Origin of the sequence: Streptomyces sp. NPDC023723 (assembly GCF_040639815.1) — a bacterium.
Lineage (GTDB): Bacteria > Actinomycetota > Actinomycetes > Streptomycetales > Streptomycetaceae > Streptomyces.
Genome location: NZ_JBFAAP010000020.1, coordinates 87,483 through 100,686, shown reverse-complemented (window position 1 = coordinate 100,686; position 13,204 = coordinate 87,483). Strand labels below are relative to the sequence as shown.

The 13,204-nt window shown below is 73.6% G+C and carries 14 protein-coding genes and 2 pseudogenes; 6 read left to right on the top strand and 10 right to left on the bottom strand.

The genetic code is table 11. From position 1 onward, the window contains the following. Nucleotides 1-189: 189 nt before the first annotated feature. Nucleotides 190-836 (bottom strand): annotated as a pseudogene (locus tag AB0G32_RS21720) (hypothetical protein); the annotation flags it as partial. Here AB0G32_RS21720 and AB0G32_RS21715 point away from each other — a divergent pair. Together AB0G32_RS21715 and AB0G32_RS21710 are read left to right on the top strand one after the other, a co-directional pair. Continuing rightward, nucleotides 835-1,107 (top strand): annotated as a pseudogene (locus AB0G32_RS21715) (LacI family DNA-binding transcriptional regulator); the annotation flags it as partial. The pseudogenes AB0G32_RS21720 and AB0G32_RS21715 overlap by 2 nt on opposite strands. A 115-nt stretch (nucleotides 1,108-1,222) precedes the next feature. Then, on the top strand, nucleotides 1,223-1,948 hold the full coding sequence (locus AB0G32_RS21710; protein WP_361165475.1) for a substrate-binding domain-containing protein: 726 nt from the start codon (nucleotides 1,223-1,225) through the stop codon (nucleotides 1,946-1,948). Nucleotides 1,949-2,161: 213 nt separating this feature from the next. Here AB0G32_RS21710 and AB0G32_RS21705 read toward each other — a convergent pair whose 3' ends face one another. Continuing rightward, complete coding sequence (locus AB0G32_RS21705; protein WP_361165472.1) at nucleotides 2,162-3,142, bottom strand: pirin family protein; 981 nt, start codon at nucleotides 3,140-3,142, stop codon at nucleotides 2,162-2,164. Nucleotides 3,143-3,235: 93 nt separating this feature from the next. On the opposite strand from AB0G32_RS21705, the gene AB0G32_RS21700 reads away from it, so the two are divergent. Further along, on the top strand, nucleotides 3,236-3,694 hold the full coding sequence (locus AB0G32_RS21700; RefSeq protein ID WP_361165469.1) for a carboxymuconolactone decarboxylase family protein: 459 nt from the start codon (nucleotides 3,236-3,238) through the stop codon (nucleotides 3,692-3,694). 65 nt (nucleotides 3,695-3,759) lie between these two features. Here AB0G32_RS21700 and AB0G32_RS21695 read toward each other — a convergent pair whose 3' ends face one another. From AB0G32_RS21695 to AB0G32_RS21685, 3 genes are all read right to left on the bottom strand, one after another. After that, nucleotides 3,760-5,274: a PLP-dependent aminotransferase family protein gene (locus AB0G32_RS21695; protein WP_361165466.1), complete on the bottom strand. Its 1,515-nt coding sequence runs from the start codon at nucleotides 5,272-5,274 to the stop codon at nucleotides 3,760-3,762. A 282-nt stretch (nucleotides 5,275-5,556) separates the two neighbouring features. After that, nucleotides 5,557-6,159 carry a LysE family translocator gene (locus tag AB0G32_RS21690; protein WP_361165463.1) on the bottom strand — a complete coding sequence of 201 codons (603 nt, stop codon included), beginning with the start codon at nucleotides 6,157-6,159 and terminating at the stop codon, nucleotides 5,557-5,559. Nucleotides 6,160-6,277: 118 nt separating this feature from the next. Then, complete coding sequence (locus AB0G32_RS21685; protein WP_361165460.1) at nucleotides 6,278-7,756, bottom strand: glutamate--cysteine ligase; 1,479 nt, start codon at nucleotides 7,754-7,756, stop codon at nucleotides 6,278-6,280. A 264-nt stretch (nucleotides 7,757-8,020) separates the two neighbouring features. Here AB0G32_RS21685 and AB0G32_RS21680 point away from each other — a divergent pair, with 264 nt between their 5' ends. After that, the gene (locus AB0G32_RS21680) at nucleotides 8,021-8,371 is read left to right on the top strand and encodes a hypothetical protein (protein WP_361165457.1); all 351 of its coding nucleotides are present in this window, start codon (nucleotides 8,021-8,023) and stop codon (nucleotides 8,369-8,371) included. Nucleotides 8,372-8,438: 67 nt separating this feature from the next. On the opposite strand, the gene AB0G32_RS21675 is transcribed toward AB0G32_RS21680, so the two are convergent. The 4 genes from AB0G32_RS21675 to rpmG form a co-directional block, all read right to left on the bottom strand. Then, nucleotides 8,439-8,882, bottom strand: a complete 444-nt coding sequence (locus AB0G32_RS21675; RefSeq protein WP_361165454.1) for a DUF3093 domain-containing protein — start codon at nucleotides 8,880-8,882, stop codon at nucleotides 8,439-8,441. 95 nt (nucleotides 8,883-8,977) lie between these two features. Then, nucleotides 8,978-9,907 carry a GNAT family N-acetyltransferase gene (locus AB0G32_RS21670; RefSeq protein ID WP_361165451.1) on the bottom strand — a complete coding sequence of 310 codons (930 nt, stop codon included), beginning with the start codon at nucleotides 9,905-9,907 and terminating at the stop codon, nucleotides 8,978-8,980. A gap of 61 nt (nucleotides 9,908-9,968) precedes the next feature. After that, nucleotides 9,969-10,091, bottom strand: coding sequence for a type B 50S ribosomal protein L36 (gene ykgO, locus AB0G32_RS21665; protein ID WP_361165448.1), 123 nt, complete (start codon nucleotides 10,089-10,091; stop codon nucleotides 9,969-9,971). Between the two features lie 23 nt (nucleotides 10,092-10,114). Further along, nucleotides 10,115-10,279, bottom strand: a complete 165-nt coding sequence (gene rpmG / locus AB0G32_RS21660; RefSeq protein ID WP_361165445.1) for a 50S ribosomal protein L33 — start codon at nucleotides 10,277-10,279, stop codon at nucleotides 10,115-10,117. 157 nt (nucleotides 10,280-10,436) lie between these two features. Between rpmG and AB0G32_RS21655 the strand changes: the two genes are divergently transcribed. Next, the gene (locus tag AB0G32_RS21655) at nucleotides 10,437-10,904 is read left to right on the top strand and encodes a MarR family transcriptional regulator (RefSeq protein WP_361165442.1); all 468 of its coding nucleotides are present in this window, start codon (nucleotides 10,437-10,439) and stop codon (nucleotides 10,902-10,904) included. Nucleotides 10,905-10,970: 66 nt separating this feature from the next. Further along, a complete protein-coding gene (locus AB0G32_RS21650; RefSeq protein ID WP_361165439.1) occupies nucleotides 10,971-12,695 on the top strand; it encodes an MFS transporter in 1,725 nt (574 codons plus the stop codon). A 41-nt stretch (nucleotides 12,696-12,736) separates the two neighbouring features. Here AB0G32_RS21650 and AB0G32_RS21645 read toward each other — a convergent pair whose 3' ends face one another. Beyond that, a complete protein-coding gene (locus AB0G32_RS21645; protein ID WP_361165436.1) occupies nucleotides 12,737-13,156 on the bottom strand; it encodes a tautomerase family protein in 420 nt (139 codons plus the stop codon). Nucleotides 13,157-13,204 lie beyond the last annotated feature (48 nt).

Below are 13,204 nucleotides of genomic sequence, written 5' to 3'. Positions count from 1 at the left end.
CGGCTGTGTCCCCGGCCCGCTGGCCCGCTCCGAGCGGACCGGGGACATGCGCGGCCGGGCGTCGTCCCCGTCCCCACAGGAAGGTCCGGCATCGTCCCGCGCCACGCCCTCCGCCGGGGGCGGGATGGCGACAGCGCCAAGGCCGTCCGCCACGACGGCGTCCAGTACCCGCGCGCCGGTGGAGTCCGGCAGGCCGGCCGCCGCGAGACGGTCCGGCAGCGTGGCGACCGCCCTGCTGGTCAGCAGCGCCCCCAGGATGGCGGGGCATAGGGCGCCGCCCACCTGCCGGAAGGCGTTGTTGCCCGCCGCCATGCCCGCCTGGTGGTGCGGTACGGACGAGACGGCGGTGGCGGTGATGCAGGGAAAGGCCAGGCCGACGCCGAGACCGAGCAGCGCCGGCCGCCAGGCCAGGGACGCGAAGGAGGTGTCGACGCCGAGGACGGTGACCATCAGCAGCCGCAGGCCGGCGTCCAGGGTGCTGAGCTGCTGCACCATGCCCAGGTAGAGGCTGAGGACGAAGAAGAACCCGATCAGGCCGAGGAAGCTGTCATGACGACCAGTGCCGAGCCGGTCAAGGCCACGCCGGAGGAGAACGCGGCCACCAGCGCGACGATCACCCGGACGTCGCCGAACGAGGTCGCCCCGCCCTTCTTGCGCCCGTGCACGTCGCCGAAGACCCCGGCGGTCGGGATCAGCGCGGCCACCGGCAGGACGAACGCGTCGGACACCCACGAGAGGTCGGACGTCGAAGCGCCCAGCGTCTCCTGGATCACCGGCAGGCTCACCGAGACCGTCGTCACCGGGAAGCAGCCGACGAACACCCCCGGACACGCCATGACCAGGGTCGCCGTACGCCGGTCCCGACGCTCTTCCACCACTGCGGTACTCACGGCGAGCCAGACGCAAGTGCGGCGGTCGGCGTTCCGTGGCCGGACGGCTTCCCTAGAATGGCCGCAGGATGGCCGAGCACCGTCCCGCAGGGAGTGCGGTGCTCCGAACCACATCGGAGCAGGGGTGATGGGCAGTTCCGGAAGGGTCACGCTGAACGACGTGGCCGCCGCAAGCGGTGTCTCCCGCGCCACCGTCAGCTTCGTCCTCAACGACGACCCCCACCAGACCATCTCCGCCGCCACCCGCGACCGGGTCAGACAGGCCGCGCGCCCTCGGCTACGTACCGCACGGCGTCGCCCGCGCACTGCGCGAGGGCACCTCCCGCGTCGTCGTGCTGAACATCGACGCGGGCATGGAGGGCAAGTACTCCCGCAGTTACGTGCGCGGACTCGACGCGGAACTCGCCGCCCACGAGCACGTCCTGCTGGTCCGGCACGGCCACCACACCCCGCAGTCCACCCAGCAGGTCCTGGCCGCCATCGCCCCCCGCGCCGTCATCCGCTTCGGCGAGACCTACCTCACCGGCCGCGAACTCGACGACCTCGGCGGCGGGTGGCGCGACGGTCTTGCCGCCCACTCCGCGCTGCAGGTCCGCCATCTGGTGGAGCACGGCCACCGCCACCTCGCCGTGGCCCTGCCCGACACCGAGTCGCCGCTCGCCGCGGCCCGCCTCAAGTTCACCGGACACGCCGCGGCGAACCTGGGCATCGCCGTGCCGGACTCCTTCGTCACCCCGCAGGCCCGGGACGCCTGTGCCGAAGCGGTCGCGGCGTTCCTCACCGGCGCTCCCGAGGTGACCGCGATCGCCGGGTTCAACGACGATGTCGCGCTGCGCGTCCTCACCGCCCTGCGCGATCTCGGCCGCGGCGTCCCGGACGAGGTCGCTGTCATCGGCTTCGACGACAACGGGTACGGAGAGTACGTCACGCCGGCGCTGACCACCGTCAACGTGGACGCCGAGGCCCACGGGCGGCTGAGCGCCCGCCTCGCCCTGGGCCTCGACACCAGTGGCCTCCGCCCGCCGCCCGCACGGGTCGTGGTCCGCCAATCGGTCTGACGGACGCCCGTGCCGACGACGGCCGGCCGCCGACGCGGGCCACGGGCAGTACCGGGGCGCCTTCTCCAGGTTCTCCTTGGTGACGGGCGCCGGCGATCACTTGACAGGGATGCAGATGCGCCACCTAGTGGGCCGGCGCCGGCTGGCCGCGCCGCAATGGGTCACCGACTCGGCCTGCTTCGCCACATCAGCGCGGGAGGACGTCTACGGGGTTCATCGCCTGTTTCCGCGTGGCTTCAACGGCACGTTGGGCAGCACCGGGGCGGGCAGCGAGTCCCCGTCATACCCCTTTACCTCACCGAATCGTCGGCCCGCCATCCAGTCCTCACGCGCCTGTGCGATTGCCTCAGTCGACCGTGCGATGAAGTTCCACCACATGATGATCTCCTCCTCGAACGGCGTCCCCCCGAGCAGCACCGCGCGGGACGGTTCGGTGGCGGCGTTGTGGAGGGTCAGGGTGTCGGTGCCGGCGGGGACGTAGCCCAGTTCCGCGGCGTGTACGGGGCTGTCGTTCAGGTGGATCTCGCCCTGGTCGACGAGGAGTCCGTGCTCGAAGGCGGGGTCGACGGGCAGGGTGACCGTGGTCCGCGGGGCGAGGGTGAGTTCGGCGCCGAGGAGGGGGGTGAAGGTCCGCACCGGGGAGACGGAACCGGCCAGCGAGCCGAGGAAGACCCTGAGCTCCGCGCCGGCCACCTGGACGGGTCCGGGCACGTAGTGCTGGAAGTCGCGGTCGGTGTCACGGTGTTCGGAGGGCAGCGCCACCCACAGCTGGACGCCGTGCAGGACGGTGGTGGTCGGCGTGGACACCTCCGAGTGGCAGATGCCGTGGCCGCCGGTCATCAGGTTGAGCTCGCCGGGGCGGACGTAGGCGTGGGTGCCGAGGCTGTCGCGGTGCTCGATCTCGCCGCTGAACAGCCAGCTCACCGTCTGGAGACCGATGTGCGGGTGGGGCGCCACGTCCATGCCGCCGGTGCGGGTGACGTCGTCGGGGCCGTAGTGGTCGGCGAAGCACCAGGCGCCGATCAGGGTCCGGGCCCGCTGCGGCAGGGTGCGGCGGACCCGCATGGCCCGCGGACCGCCCAGTGGAACGTCACGCGGGGTGAGGACCTCGACCTGACCCGCGTCCGGCTGCGGGCCCTCGTTCCGCGTGGGTCCGCAGCGCTTCTGTGCGGGCTCCGTCTCGACATTGCTCATCGGGGACCACCTCCGCCCCTCATGCTACTTTCACATTCAATCACCTGCCTGCTCGCCCCGGCGGCGGCGCGTCCCGTCCCAAGGAGTCCCGAGTTGAGCAGCCGCGTCTTCATCGACAAGCAGAGCCCCGAGGCGTACCGGGCGCTGGTGCGGACGTCGGAGGCGGTCCGGGCGGTGGCCGCCGACGCGGGGCTGGACCGGGCCCTGGTGGAACTGGTCAACCTGCGGGTGTCGCAGATCAACGGCTGCGCCTTCTGTCTGCACGTCCACACCCGGGCGGCGGTGCGCGCGGGCGAGACCGCGCAGCGGCTCGGGGTACTGGCCGCCTGGCGGGAGGCCGGGCTGTTCAGTGAGGTGGAGCGGGCCGCGCTGGCGCTCGCGGAGGCGACCACCGCGCCGGCCGACCTCGGTGCGCAGGAAGCCGCCTACGCGGCGGCCCGCGCGGTGTTCGACGAGGCGCAGATCTCGGCGGTGATCTGGATCGCGGTCACGATCAACGCGTTCAACCGGGTCTCGGTCATGAGCCGGCATCCGGTGCCGTCGGAGGGGTGAGTACGCCGGCCTGTCCAGCGCCGGCGACGGCGACGGCGACGGCGACGGCGACGGGTCAGGTCAGGTCAGGTCAGGTCGCGCAGTGCCCGGCCGAGGGCGGCGACCCCTTCCTCGATGACACCGGGCGAGTCGGCGGCGTAACCGAGGACCAGGCCCGGGCGGCCGGGCAGTTGCCGGTGCCAGGACAGGGGCTGGCACTTCACACCGCGGGCGAGCGCGGCGGCGGCCAGCTCCGTGTCGGGGACTTCGGGTGAGTACGTGACGGTCAGGTGCAGGCCGGCTGCCGCGCCGTGCACCACCGCGCCCGGCAGCTGGGCGGCGAGGGCGGCGACCATCGCGTCGCGACGGCGGCGGTGGCGGCCGCGCAGCAGCCGCAGGTGCCGTTCCAGCAGGCCGGAGTCCATCAGCCGGGCGAGGACCAGTTGCGGCAGGACGGCGTTGCCCAGGTCGCTGAAGCGTTTGACTCCGGTCAGCGCCTCCCGGTAGCGGGGCGGGGGTACCAGCCAGCCGATCCGCAGCTCGGGGGCGAGCAGTTTGGAGACACTGCCCATGTAGCAGAGCCGGTCGGCGAGTCGGGCCCGCAGCGCGGGCACCGGGGGCCGGTCGTAGCGGTGTTCCGCGTCGTAGTCGTCCTCCAGGACCAGTCCGCCGTCGGCCGCCCAGCGCAGCAGCTCACGGCGGCGTTCCCCGCTGGTCACGACGCCGGTGGGGAACTGGTGGGCGAGGGTGATCAGTACCGCGGGGGCGCCGGTGGCGCGCAGCGCGCCGACCCGCAGGCCCTCGTCGTCGACCGGTACCGGCGGGGTGGCGAGGTCCCCGCCGCGCAGGTGCTGGCGGGCGCCGAGCGAGCCGGGGTCCTCCACGGCGACGTCGGTGATGCCGTCCGCCCGCAGGACGGGGTGCAGCAGGGTGAGTGCCTGGGCGATGCCGGCGACGATCAGTATCTCGTCCGGTTCGACGCGGATGCCGCGGCCGCGCGCCAGCCAGCCGGCGACGGCGCGGCGCAGCCGTGGGTCGCCGCGGGGGTCGCCGTATCCGAGGTCCTTGGCGGAGAGCTCGGCGAGTACCGTCCGTTCGGCGCGCAGCCAGGCGGCGCGGGGGAAGGCGGACAGGTCGGGCCGGCCGGGGGTGAGGTCGATGCGGGCGGGGGCGGCGCGCAGGGCGTCGAAGACGTCGGCGCCGGGTTCGCCGGTGAACAGCTCGCCCGGTGCGGGCCGGCCCGGGTGCTCCCGGGGCGCGGTGTCCGGGTGCCGCCCGGTCCCGCGGGGCGCGGGCACCGGCTCGGCGGGGGTCGCGACCACCACCGTGCCGGCCCGTCGGCGTCCTTCCACCTGGCCGTCCTCGGTCAACCGCCGGTACGCCTCGGTGACCACTCCTCGGGAGACGCAGAGTTCGGCGGCCAGGACCCGGGTGGGCGGCAGCCGGCTGCCCACCGGCAGTCGGCCGTCGGCCATCGCCTGCCGCAGCCGCCGTGCCAGCCAGTCCGCCTTGCCGACCGCGGGCGCCTCCCCCGCGTCCAGTTGCAGGAAGTCGGAGCCGTGCGCACCCGGTCCGGGCGCCGCGGCCGTGTCGCTCGTCACCGGTCCCCCTCCGCCACCGGGCCCATGCTGCCATCCGGCGGTCCTGGGGCGCGGCGGCACCGGACGGGGCGCGGTCCGGTCCGGGCGGATGCCCCTCGCCGGGCCGGTACTTCGGGGAAGTGGCTCTCGGAGGCGCCGGACAGCCGGGCCAGGGTCCGGGCGGTGTACTCCGCGACGCGCGACGTCACGTCGGGGGTGCCGTCGGCACCGGTGGCGTGCAAGGTCCCCGCGACGAGTCGGGGAGGTCCGGCCAGCTCGCGTCCGCAGGCCGGAAGCGCGTCGTCATGACACCGCCAGCCATGCGCTCAGGCCCACGAAGCAGGCGGCGGAGGCACGGTGGATGCCCGCCATCACCCGGGGCCGGGCCAGGACACGGTCCCGGACCGCCGCCGCGCACACGCCGTACGCGGCGAACACGACGAAGGTCAGGGCCACGAAGACGGCACCGAGCCGGCCCATCGTGCCGAGGGAGTCCGGTGCACCGGCGGGCACGAACTGCGGGAGGAACGCCACGAAGAACACGGTGAGCTTCGGGTTGAGCAGGTTGACCAGTACCGCGGAGGTGATCACGCGGGCGGCGGGCCGCGGCCCGCCGCCGTCGACGGCCGGCGCGTCGGTGGCGCGCAGCGCGGTCCACGCCAGGTACAGCAGGTAGCCGGCACCGAGGTACTTCAGCGCCTCGAAGGCGAGGGTGCTGGTGCGCAGCAGCGCGGCGAGACCGGTGAGGGTCGCGGCCAGGTGCGGCAGTACCCCGAGGGCGCAGCCGAACGCGGCCACCAAGCTCGCCCGGCGGCCGTGGGAGAGGCCGGCCGCGAGGGTGTACAGCACGCCGGTGCCGGGGGTGGCCACCACGGCCAGGGTGGTCAGCAGGAACGTCGGGCTCAACAGGACCTCCGAGCGGTGCGAAGTCCTCTCACCCTGGCGCCGTCATGGTCCTGGGGACAGGGCCAAAGCCCGTCGGTCCGCGTGGTCCAAAGGGGTGCCGCGCGTCCGTGCGGCGGGGTCAGTCGACCGGCCAGGTGTGCACCGGGGCGTTGAGGTGCATGTAGTCGATGTACTGGCGGGTCATGCGGCGCAGCGCCTCGTGCCGGTCGCAGCGGGCCGCGGCGCGGATGTGGTGGAACATCTCCTTCTGCCAGGTCGCCCCGTTGCGGCCGGTGACACAGCGCTGCTCGATGACGCCGAGCAGCGGCTCGCGCCAGGCCGCGTCCAGGCCGGAGCGTTCGAGGCCGCGGTGGGCCAGCGGCAGCAGTCGGCGCAGCACCAGTTCGGCGACGGGCACCTCGCCGGTGCCGGGCCAGTACAGCCGGGCCTCGATGCCGTGCCGGGCCGCGGTGTGCAGGTTGTCCTCGGCCGCCGCGAACGACATCCGGGACCACACCGGGCGTTCCTCCTCGGCCAGGGCGCGGGTCAGACCGTAGTAGAAGGCGCCGTTGGCGAGGGTGTCGGCGACGGTGGGGCCGGCCGGCAGGACCCGGTTCTCCACCCGGACGTGCGGGCGGTCGCCGGCGACGGCGTAGACCGGACGGTTCCAGCGGTAGATGGTGCCGTTGTGCAGGGTGAGTTCGCCCAGTTCGGGGATGTCGCCGCGGTCCAGGGTCTCGGCGGGGCTCTGCTCGTCGCACAGCGGGAGCAGGGCCGGGAAGTAGCGCAGGTTCTCCTCGAAGAGGTCGAAGACGCTGGTGATCCAGCGTTCGCCGAACCAGACCCGGGGCCGCACGCCCTGCGCCTTGATCTCCTCGGGGCGGGTGTCGGTGGCCTGCTCGAAGAGCGGGATACGGGTCTCGTGCCAGAGTTCCTTGCCGAACAGGAAGGGCGAGTTGGCGGCCAGCGCGACCTGGACGCCGGCGATGGCCTGCGCGGCGTTCCAGTACCCGGCGAACTCCTCCGGTGACACCTGGAGGTGGAACTGGGTGCTGGTGCAGGCGGCCTCGGGGGTGATGGTGTCGGCGTAGGTGCGCAGCCGGTCCACGCCGTCCACCTCGATGCGCAGGTCCTCGCCGCGGGCCGCGAAGATCTGGTCGTTGAGCAGGCGGTAGCGCGGGTTCTCCGACAGGGCGGCGGCGCCGGCGTCCCGCTGCCGCAGGGTGGGCAGGATGCCGGTCATGATCAGCTGGGTGCCGACCGACCTGGCCCGCTGGTCGGCGTGGTTGAGCGCGGCCCGGATCTCGGACTCCCAGGCGTCGGGGCCGCCGGCCGTCAGACTGCGCGGCGGGATGTTGAGCTCCAGGTTGAAACGGCCCAGCTCGGTGTCCCAGGCGGGGTCCGCGATCGCCGCCAGCGCGTCGCTGTTGCGCATCGCGGGCTCGGCCCGGTCGTCGACCAGGTTCAGCTCGATCTCCAGCCCGACCTGGGGCCGCTCCGACTCGAACCGTGACTCGCGCAGCATCTGCGCGAACGAGTCGAGGCACTCCTGCATCTTGACGCGGTAGCGGCGGCGGTCCTCTCGGGTGAAGACCAGAGCCGGAACGTCCCGTCCCATCGGCTTCCTCCCGGGTTTCTCCCCTCAGCCTGGCACTCCCGGGCGGCTCCCACCAGGCGGGACGGGGCCCGTCCGGTGGGCGGCGGGCCTCCCGCGGCCCGGTGCCGTACGCCGTCCGGGTGACCGGCGCGCCTCTGGAGGGCGTCGGCGGACGCGTCGGTGACTGTGACGTACGCGTCCGCGGCCGGTGGGCATCAGGACCGTTTCCGGGGGCACTCTCACCGCCGGAGACACCGGAGTGAACGGTGGGGATCGGAGGCTGCCATGCTGTCGTACCGTCTGGAGCACGAGGTGCTGGTCATCACGGTGGAGGAGGACCCCGGGATCGGTGGCCGGGCCGCGCTGGCGGGCCGGATCACGGATCTGGTCGACGCCCACCGGGCGAGCCCGGTCGTCGTCGTCATCGGCGAGCGGGCGGCGGGCAGCGCGGCGGTCAGTGCCGTGCTGCGGGCCCACCAGTTCTGCGGCCGGCTCGGCGTCCTGATGTCCGTGGTCACGCACAGCGCGTCGCTGCGCCGGCTACTGCGGGCGGACGCGGACAGCCGCGGGCTGCGACTGGTGGTGCACGCCCGCGTGGACACGGCGATCAGCGGCAGCTTCGCCGCGGCGGCCTGATCCGCCGGTCGCTCCCGGGAGGGCGGCGGCCGGGGCGGGCGAGGGACCGGCACGGGTCCCGACGTCGTCAACGGCGGGCGAAGGACAGGACCGCGAGGAGCGTGGCGGGGCTGCGGGTGGACAGGTAGAGGTAGGGCGCGGGGCGGTCCGGGCCGGCGAGTTCGATGCGCACGGCGGTCGGGACGTAGCTGCGCAGCACCATCGCCGCGGACACGTCGGCCCGCCGGGTGCGCCACAGGAACGCCTCCTCGGCGTCCAGGATCTCCACCATGCCGAGGGACGTCAGGGGGTAGCGCAGCGGGCCCGCCGTGAGGTGCCCGCCGGTCACCACGATGCCGGCGGAACCGTAGGCGTACAGTCCCAGGGCGGTCAGCAGCACCGTGACCGCCAGGCCGCCGGCCGCGGCGGCGGGACCGAACGGCAGCAGGACCGCGGCGGACATCGCGCCCGGCAGGGCGCTGAGCCAGAACCAGGTTCTCGGTACGGCGAGGCGTTCTTCGTACAGACGCATGGCACCAGCTTGTCAGGGCGGCACGGCCCGTCTCGGCCACCCCCGGGGTCGCGGCGAGCCCCCGGAGCGCGCGGCGGGGTGCGCCGGTGCCGCTGTCAGGTGAGGACGGTCTCCCAGGTGTCGACCGCGTAGTGGAGTGTCATGCCGTGCCGGCCGTACAGCCGGGGCGCGCCGGTGGCGTTGGCCGTGTCGACGCCGAGGCCGACGGTGTCCCGGCCGCCCGCGGCGAACCGGGCGAAGGCGTGCCGCAGCAGGAGTCCGCCCAGGCCGCGGCCGCGTGCCTCGGGCAGTACGCCGACGTTGCGGATCCAGCCCATCGCCGCCCGGTCGTCCCGGGCGATCAGGAACCCGGCGTCCCCCGTCTCGTCGGTGCCGGCGATCCACGCCAGGGACCAGTCCAGCCGCTCGGCGTCGACGGCGTCCAGCCACTGCCGGTAGCCGCGCGGCTGGAAGCCGAAGTGCTCGGCGAACGACGCCTGGTACAGCTCGTGCACCCGGACCCGGTCCGCCTCGGTGGCGCAGGCCCGCAGCCGCACCCCGGGCGGCGGCTCGGGGGCGTGGTCCCGCGCCGGGTCGAGCGGGCGGTGCGGCACGTGGTAGCGCCGCACGGTGCGCCAGCCGCGGGCCGTGAGCAGCGCGGTGTCGGTGGTGGGCGCGGCGTTGAGGTGCAGGCGGACCACGGCGCGCCCGGCGCCGTTGCCGCGCGCCGTGGCCAGGGCGCGCGCCTCCATCGCGGCCAGCAGCCGCAGCCCGGCCGGCTGGTGGCCGGGCAGCACGTAGTGGTCGATGTCGACGCGTTCCCCGCCGGAGTCGTCCCACAGCAGTCCGTACGCCACCGGCCGGCCGTCCTCGACGGCGATCCAGGAGCCGTTCGCCAGGTCCGTCCCGGGGCGCTTCAGGTCGGCTTCGACGGTGTGCTGGTCGGTCTCGGGACGGCCGATCTCGAGCACGTCGATCTCGTTGAGCAGCGCGGTGACGGCGGCGGCGTCCTCGAGGGTCACCGGCCGCAGGAAGGCAGCGGGCATGGGAGCAGGGTCGGTGGTGACGGCTCGTGACCGCGACGGCTTTTCGCCGGCCCCGAGCGGGTCAGCCCTGGCGGGCCTTGGCGCGCGGGTCCTTCTTGTTGATGACGAACGTGCGGCCCCGGCGGCGCACCACCTGCGCGCCGGGCCGGGCCTTCAGCGCCCGCAATGAGTTGCGTACCTTCATGGCGGTCTCCTCTCCTGACCTGGTCAGCGCTCTTCGCGGAAGGGGACGTGCTGCCCGGCGACCGGGTCGTACTTGCGCAGGACCAGCCGGTCGGGGTCGTTGAGCCGGTTCTTGCGCGTCACGTAGGTGACGCCGGTGCCCGCGGTCGATTTCAGCTTGACGACGGGACGTACGGTGCTGCGTGCCACGGTGTTCCTTTCCTGGAGCCGGTCTCGGTGACCCGCTCATGTCATTCTGATCGGCACAACAGCGGTCTCCTCCCCCGCATTCCCGGCCCTCCCGAGCCCGCTCCCGGTGCCCGCCGGAAGCCTTGCTGCACGGTACACGTATATGCATAATCGCCTTATGCAGAAGCCGGTCGTGGGCGATGACGCCGACCCGGACGGCGAGGTGTCGTCCGAAGAGCTGATGATCGCCGTGGAACTCATGGTCCGCCACGTACGCCGCAGCGCGGTCGCCGGCGGGCTCAGCACCGCCGCCTCCTCCGCCCTCGGGCGGCTGACCCGCGAGGGCCCTCAGCGGCTCACCGACCTGGCCCGGGACGAGGGCGTGTCCCAGCCGAACATGACCCAGCTCGTCACCCGCCTGGAGCGGGACGGCCTGGTCCGCCGGGCCGCCGACGCGCGGGACGGCCGCGGGGTGCTGGTGGAGGTCACCGACCCGGGCCGGGAGGTCTTCGGCCGGCGCCGCGCGCAGCGTTCCCGGGCCCTTCAGTCGCTGATCGACACCCTCGGGGAGGCGGAGCAGCGGGCCGTGCGGGTCGCGCTGCCCGCCCTGGCCCGCGCCATCGAGGAGCACCGGGCCAAGCCCTGACCCGCACCCGGCTCCGCCGCCTGCCAGCCGTTCCCGTACAGCCTCGTACCAGGGAGAACACCGCGCATGAGCACCGCTTCGCACGACAAGGCCGCGAGTCCGTTCAAACAGCCCAGGGCCGTCTGGGCGGTCGCCTTCGCCTGTGTCATCTCGTTCATGGGCATCGGGCTGGTCGACCCGATCCTGCCCGCCCTCGCGGAGAGCCTGCACGCCTCACCGAGCCAGGTCTCGCTGCTGTTCAGCAGCTATCTCATCGTCACCGCCATCGCCATGCTCTTCGTCGGCTGGGTCTCCAGCCGGATCGGCGCCAAGCGCACCCTGGTGACCGGGCTCGCGGTCATCGTGGTGTTCGCCGCGCTGGCCGGCAGCACCGGCTCCATCAACGGCATAGTCGGTTTCCGGGCCGGCTGGGGGCTCGGCAACGCGTTGTTCATCGCCACCTCGCTCGCCGTCATCGTGGCCTCGGCGAGCGGCGGCTTCAGCGGCGCGATCATCCTGTACGAGACCGCGCTCGGCCTCGGCATCGCGGTCGGGCCGCTGCTCGGCGGCGAGTTGGGCGCCATCAGCTGGCGCGGCCCGTTCTTCGGCGTCGCCGTCCTGATGGCCGTCGCCCTGGTCGCCACCGTGCTGTTCGTGCCCGGTCTGCCGAAGCCGGCCCGGCCCACCTCCCCGATCGCCCCGCTCAAGGCACTGCGCCACCGCGGACTGCTGACCATGGGCATCATGGCGCTGCTCTACAACTGGGGCTTCTTCACCATGCTCGGCTACGCCCCCTACCCGATGGAGCTGGACGCCCATCAGCTCGGTCTGGTCTTCTTCGCCTGGGGCCTGCTGGTGGCCGCCTTCAGCGTGCTGTTCGCCCCCCGCCTCCAGGCCCGCTACGGCACCGCGCCGGTCCTCTACGCCAACCTGCTCGGCCTCGGCATCGTGATGGCCGTCATCGCCGCGGGCGTCGACTCACCCGGTGTGGTGATCGTCGCCGTCATCGTCAGCGGCGCGTTCATCGGCATCAACAACACCCTGACCACCCAGGCCGTCATGCTCGTCTCCCCCGTCGAGCGCCCCGTCGCCTCCTCCGCGTACGGCTTCCTGCGCTTCATCGGCGGCGGGCTGGCCCCGTACGTCGCCGGCAAGCTCGCCGACGCCACCGACCTGGGCGTCCCCTTCTACCTCGGGGCGGCCACCTTCCTGCTCGCCATTCCGGTACTGGCCAGCGGCCACCGGCTGCTGCGGCAGGCCGAACTGTCCACCGCGGAAGGGGAGCCGGTGCCGCCGGCCCTGGTCCCGGTCGGCCGGCCGGCCGCGCCGGGCACGCGGCCGGTGGTGGTGGCGGTGGGCGACCACGACCGGGCCGCCGCCATCGTGGACGCCGCGGCGCGCATCGCCCTCGACACCGGCAGCCCGCTGGAAGTGGTGCACGTCCAGCAGACCGCCGTGGTCGAGCAGCAGGCCGTCGACACCGAGAGCGACCAGCGGGCCCGGGCCGCCGTCACCACCCACCTGGACCGGCTCGCCGGGCACGGCGTCACCGCCACCGGCCAGATCCTGACCAGCGTCGGCGACCACGCCGCCGCCGGCCGGACACTGGCCCGGCACGCCGCCGAACTGGGCGCCCGGTCGGTCGCGGTCGGCCGCTCACCGCGCGGTCCGCTCACCCAGTTCGCCGACGGCAGCTTCACCAGCGCCCTCACCCGGGCCGCCGACTGCACCGTCGTCCTCGTCGACCCCGATGCCACGCCCCGGCGGCTGACCGCCGACACACTGGCCGAGCTGCGCGACAGCGCGGTCTGAGACGGTGGGCCGCCCCGGGCCGCCGGCCGGGGCGGCCACCGTCAGGGCGTCGGCGTCGGCGGGGTCATGCGCTCGTCGTAGCCGGTGGCGGGGTCGACGGTGCGGCCCGCGGCCCACCAGTTCTCGCGCGCCGTCTCGAGCACGGTCATCAGAAGGTCCTCCGCGGGCACCCCGGGACTGTGCCGCAGGTTCTCGACGACGGCCGCGAACAGCGCCGCCTTCTGCTCGGCGGGGCGCTGGTTGAAGCAGAACTGGACGAACATGGCCCGTTCCCCGCGCGGCAGCCCGAAGACCACCGGCTGGATGCGGAAGTTGTCGGGCTCGACCTCGTGGAAGACGTGGAACTGGTCGTCCTCGGGAATCCCCAGCACGTCGACCATGGCCCGGTGCAGGCCGCGGGAGACGTCGTGCCGGTACTCGGGCGTCGTGCCCCGGCGCAGATACACGTTGATGAAAGGCATGCCAGCACGCTACGAGCACCCAGGGCCATGCGGCCAACGAATGTCTGG

Bases quoted from the DNA above. Each gene is read 5' to 3' on its own strand.
- AB0G32_RS21705 (WP_361165472.1), bottom strand. From the start codon at position 3,142: ATGAGCAATGTCGAGACGGAGCCCGCACAGAAGCGCTGCGGACCCACG.
- AB0G32_RS21685 (WP_361165460.1), bottom strand. From the start codon at position 7,756: ATGGGACGGGACGTTCCGGCTCTGGTCTTCACCCGAGAGGACCGCCGC.
- AB0G32_RS21680 (WP_361165457.1), top strand. From the start codon at position 8,021: ATGCTGTCGTACCGTCTGGAGCACGAGGTGCTGGTCATCACGGTGGAG.
- AB0G32_RS21675 (WP_361165454.1), bottom strand. From the start codon at position 8,882: ATGCGTCTGTACGAAGAACGCCTCGCCGTACCGAGAACCTGGTTCTGG.
- AB0G32_RS21670 (WP_361165451.1), bottom strand. From the start codon at position 9,907: ATGCCCGCTGCCTTCCTGCGGCCGGTGACCCTCGAGGACGCCGCCGCC.
- ykgO (WP_361165448.1), bottom strand. From the start codon at position 10,091: ATGAAGGTACGCAACTCATTGCGGGCGCTGAAGGCCCGGCCCGGCGCG.
- AB0G32_RS21655 (WP_361165442.1), top strand. From the start codon at position 10,437: ATGCAGAAGCCGGTCGTGGGCGATGACGCCGACCCGGACGGCGAGGTG.
- AB0G32_RS21650 (WP_361165439.1), top strand. From the start codon at position 10,971: ATGAGCACCGCTTCGCACGACAAGGCCGCGAGTCCGTTCAAACAGCCC.
- AB0G32_RS21645 (WP_361165436.1), bottom strand. From the start codon at position 13,156: ATGCCTTTCATCAACGTGTATCTGCGCCGGGGCACGACGCCCGAGTAC.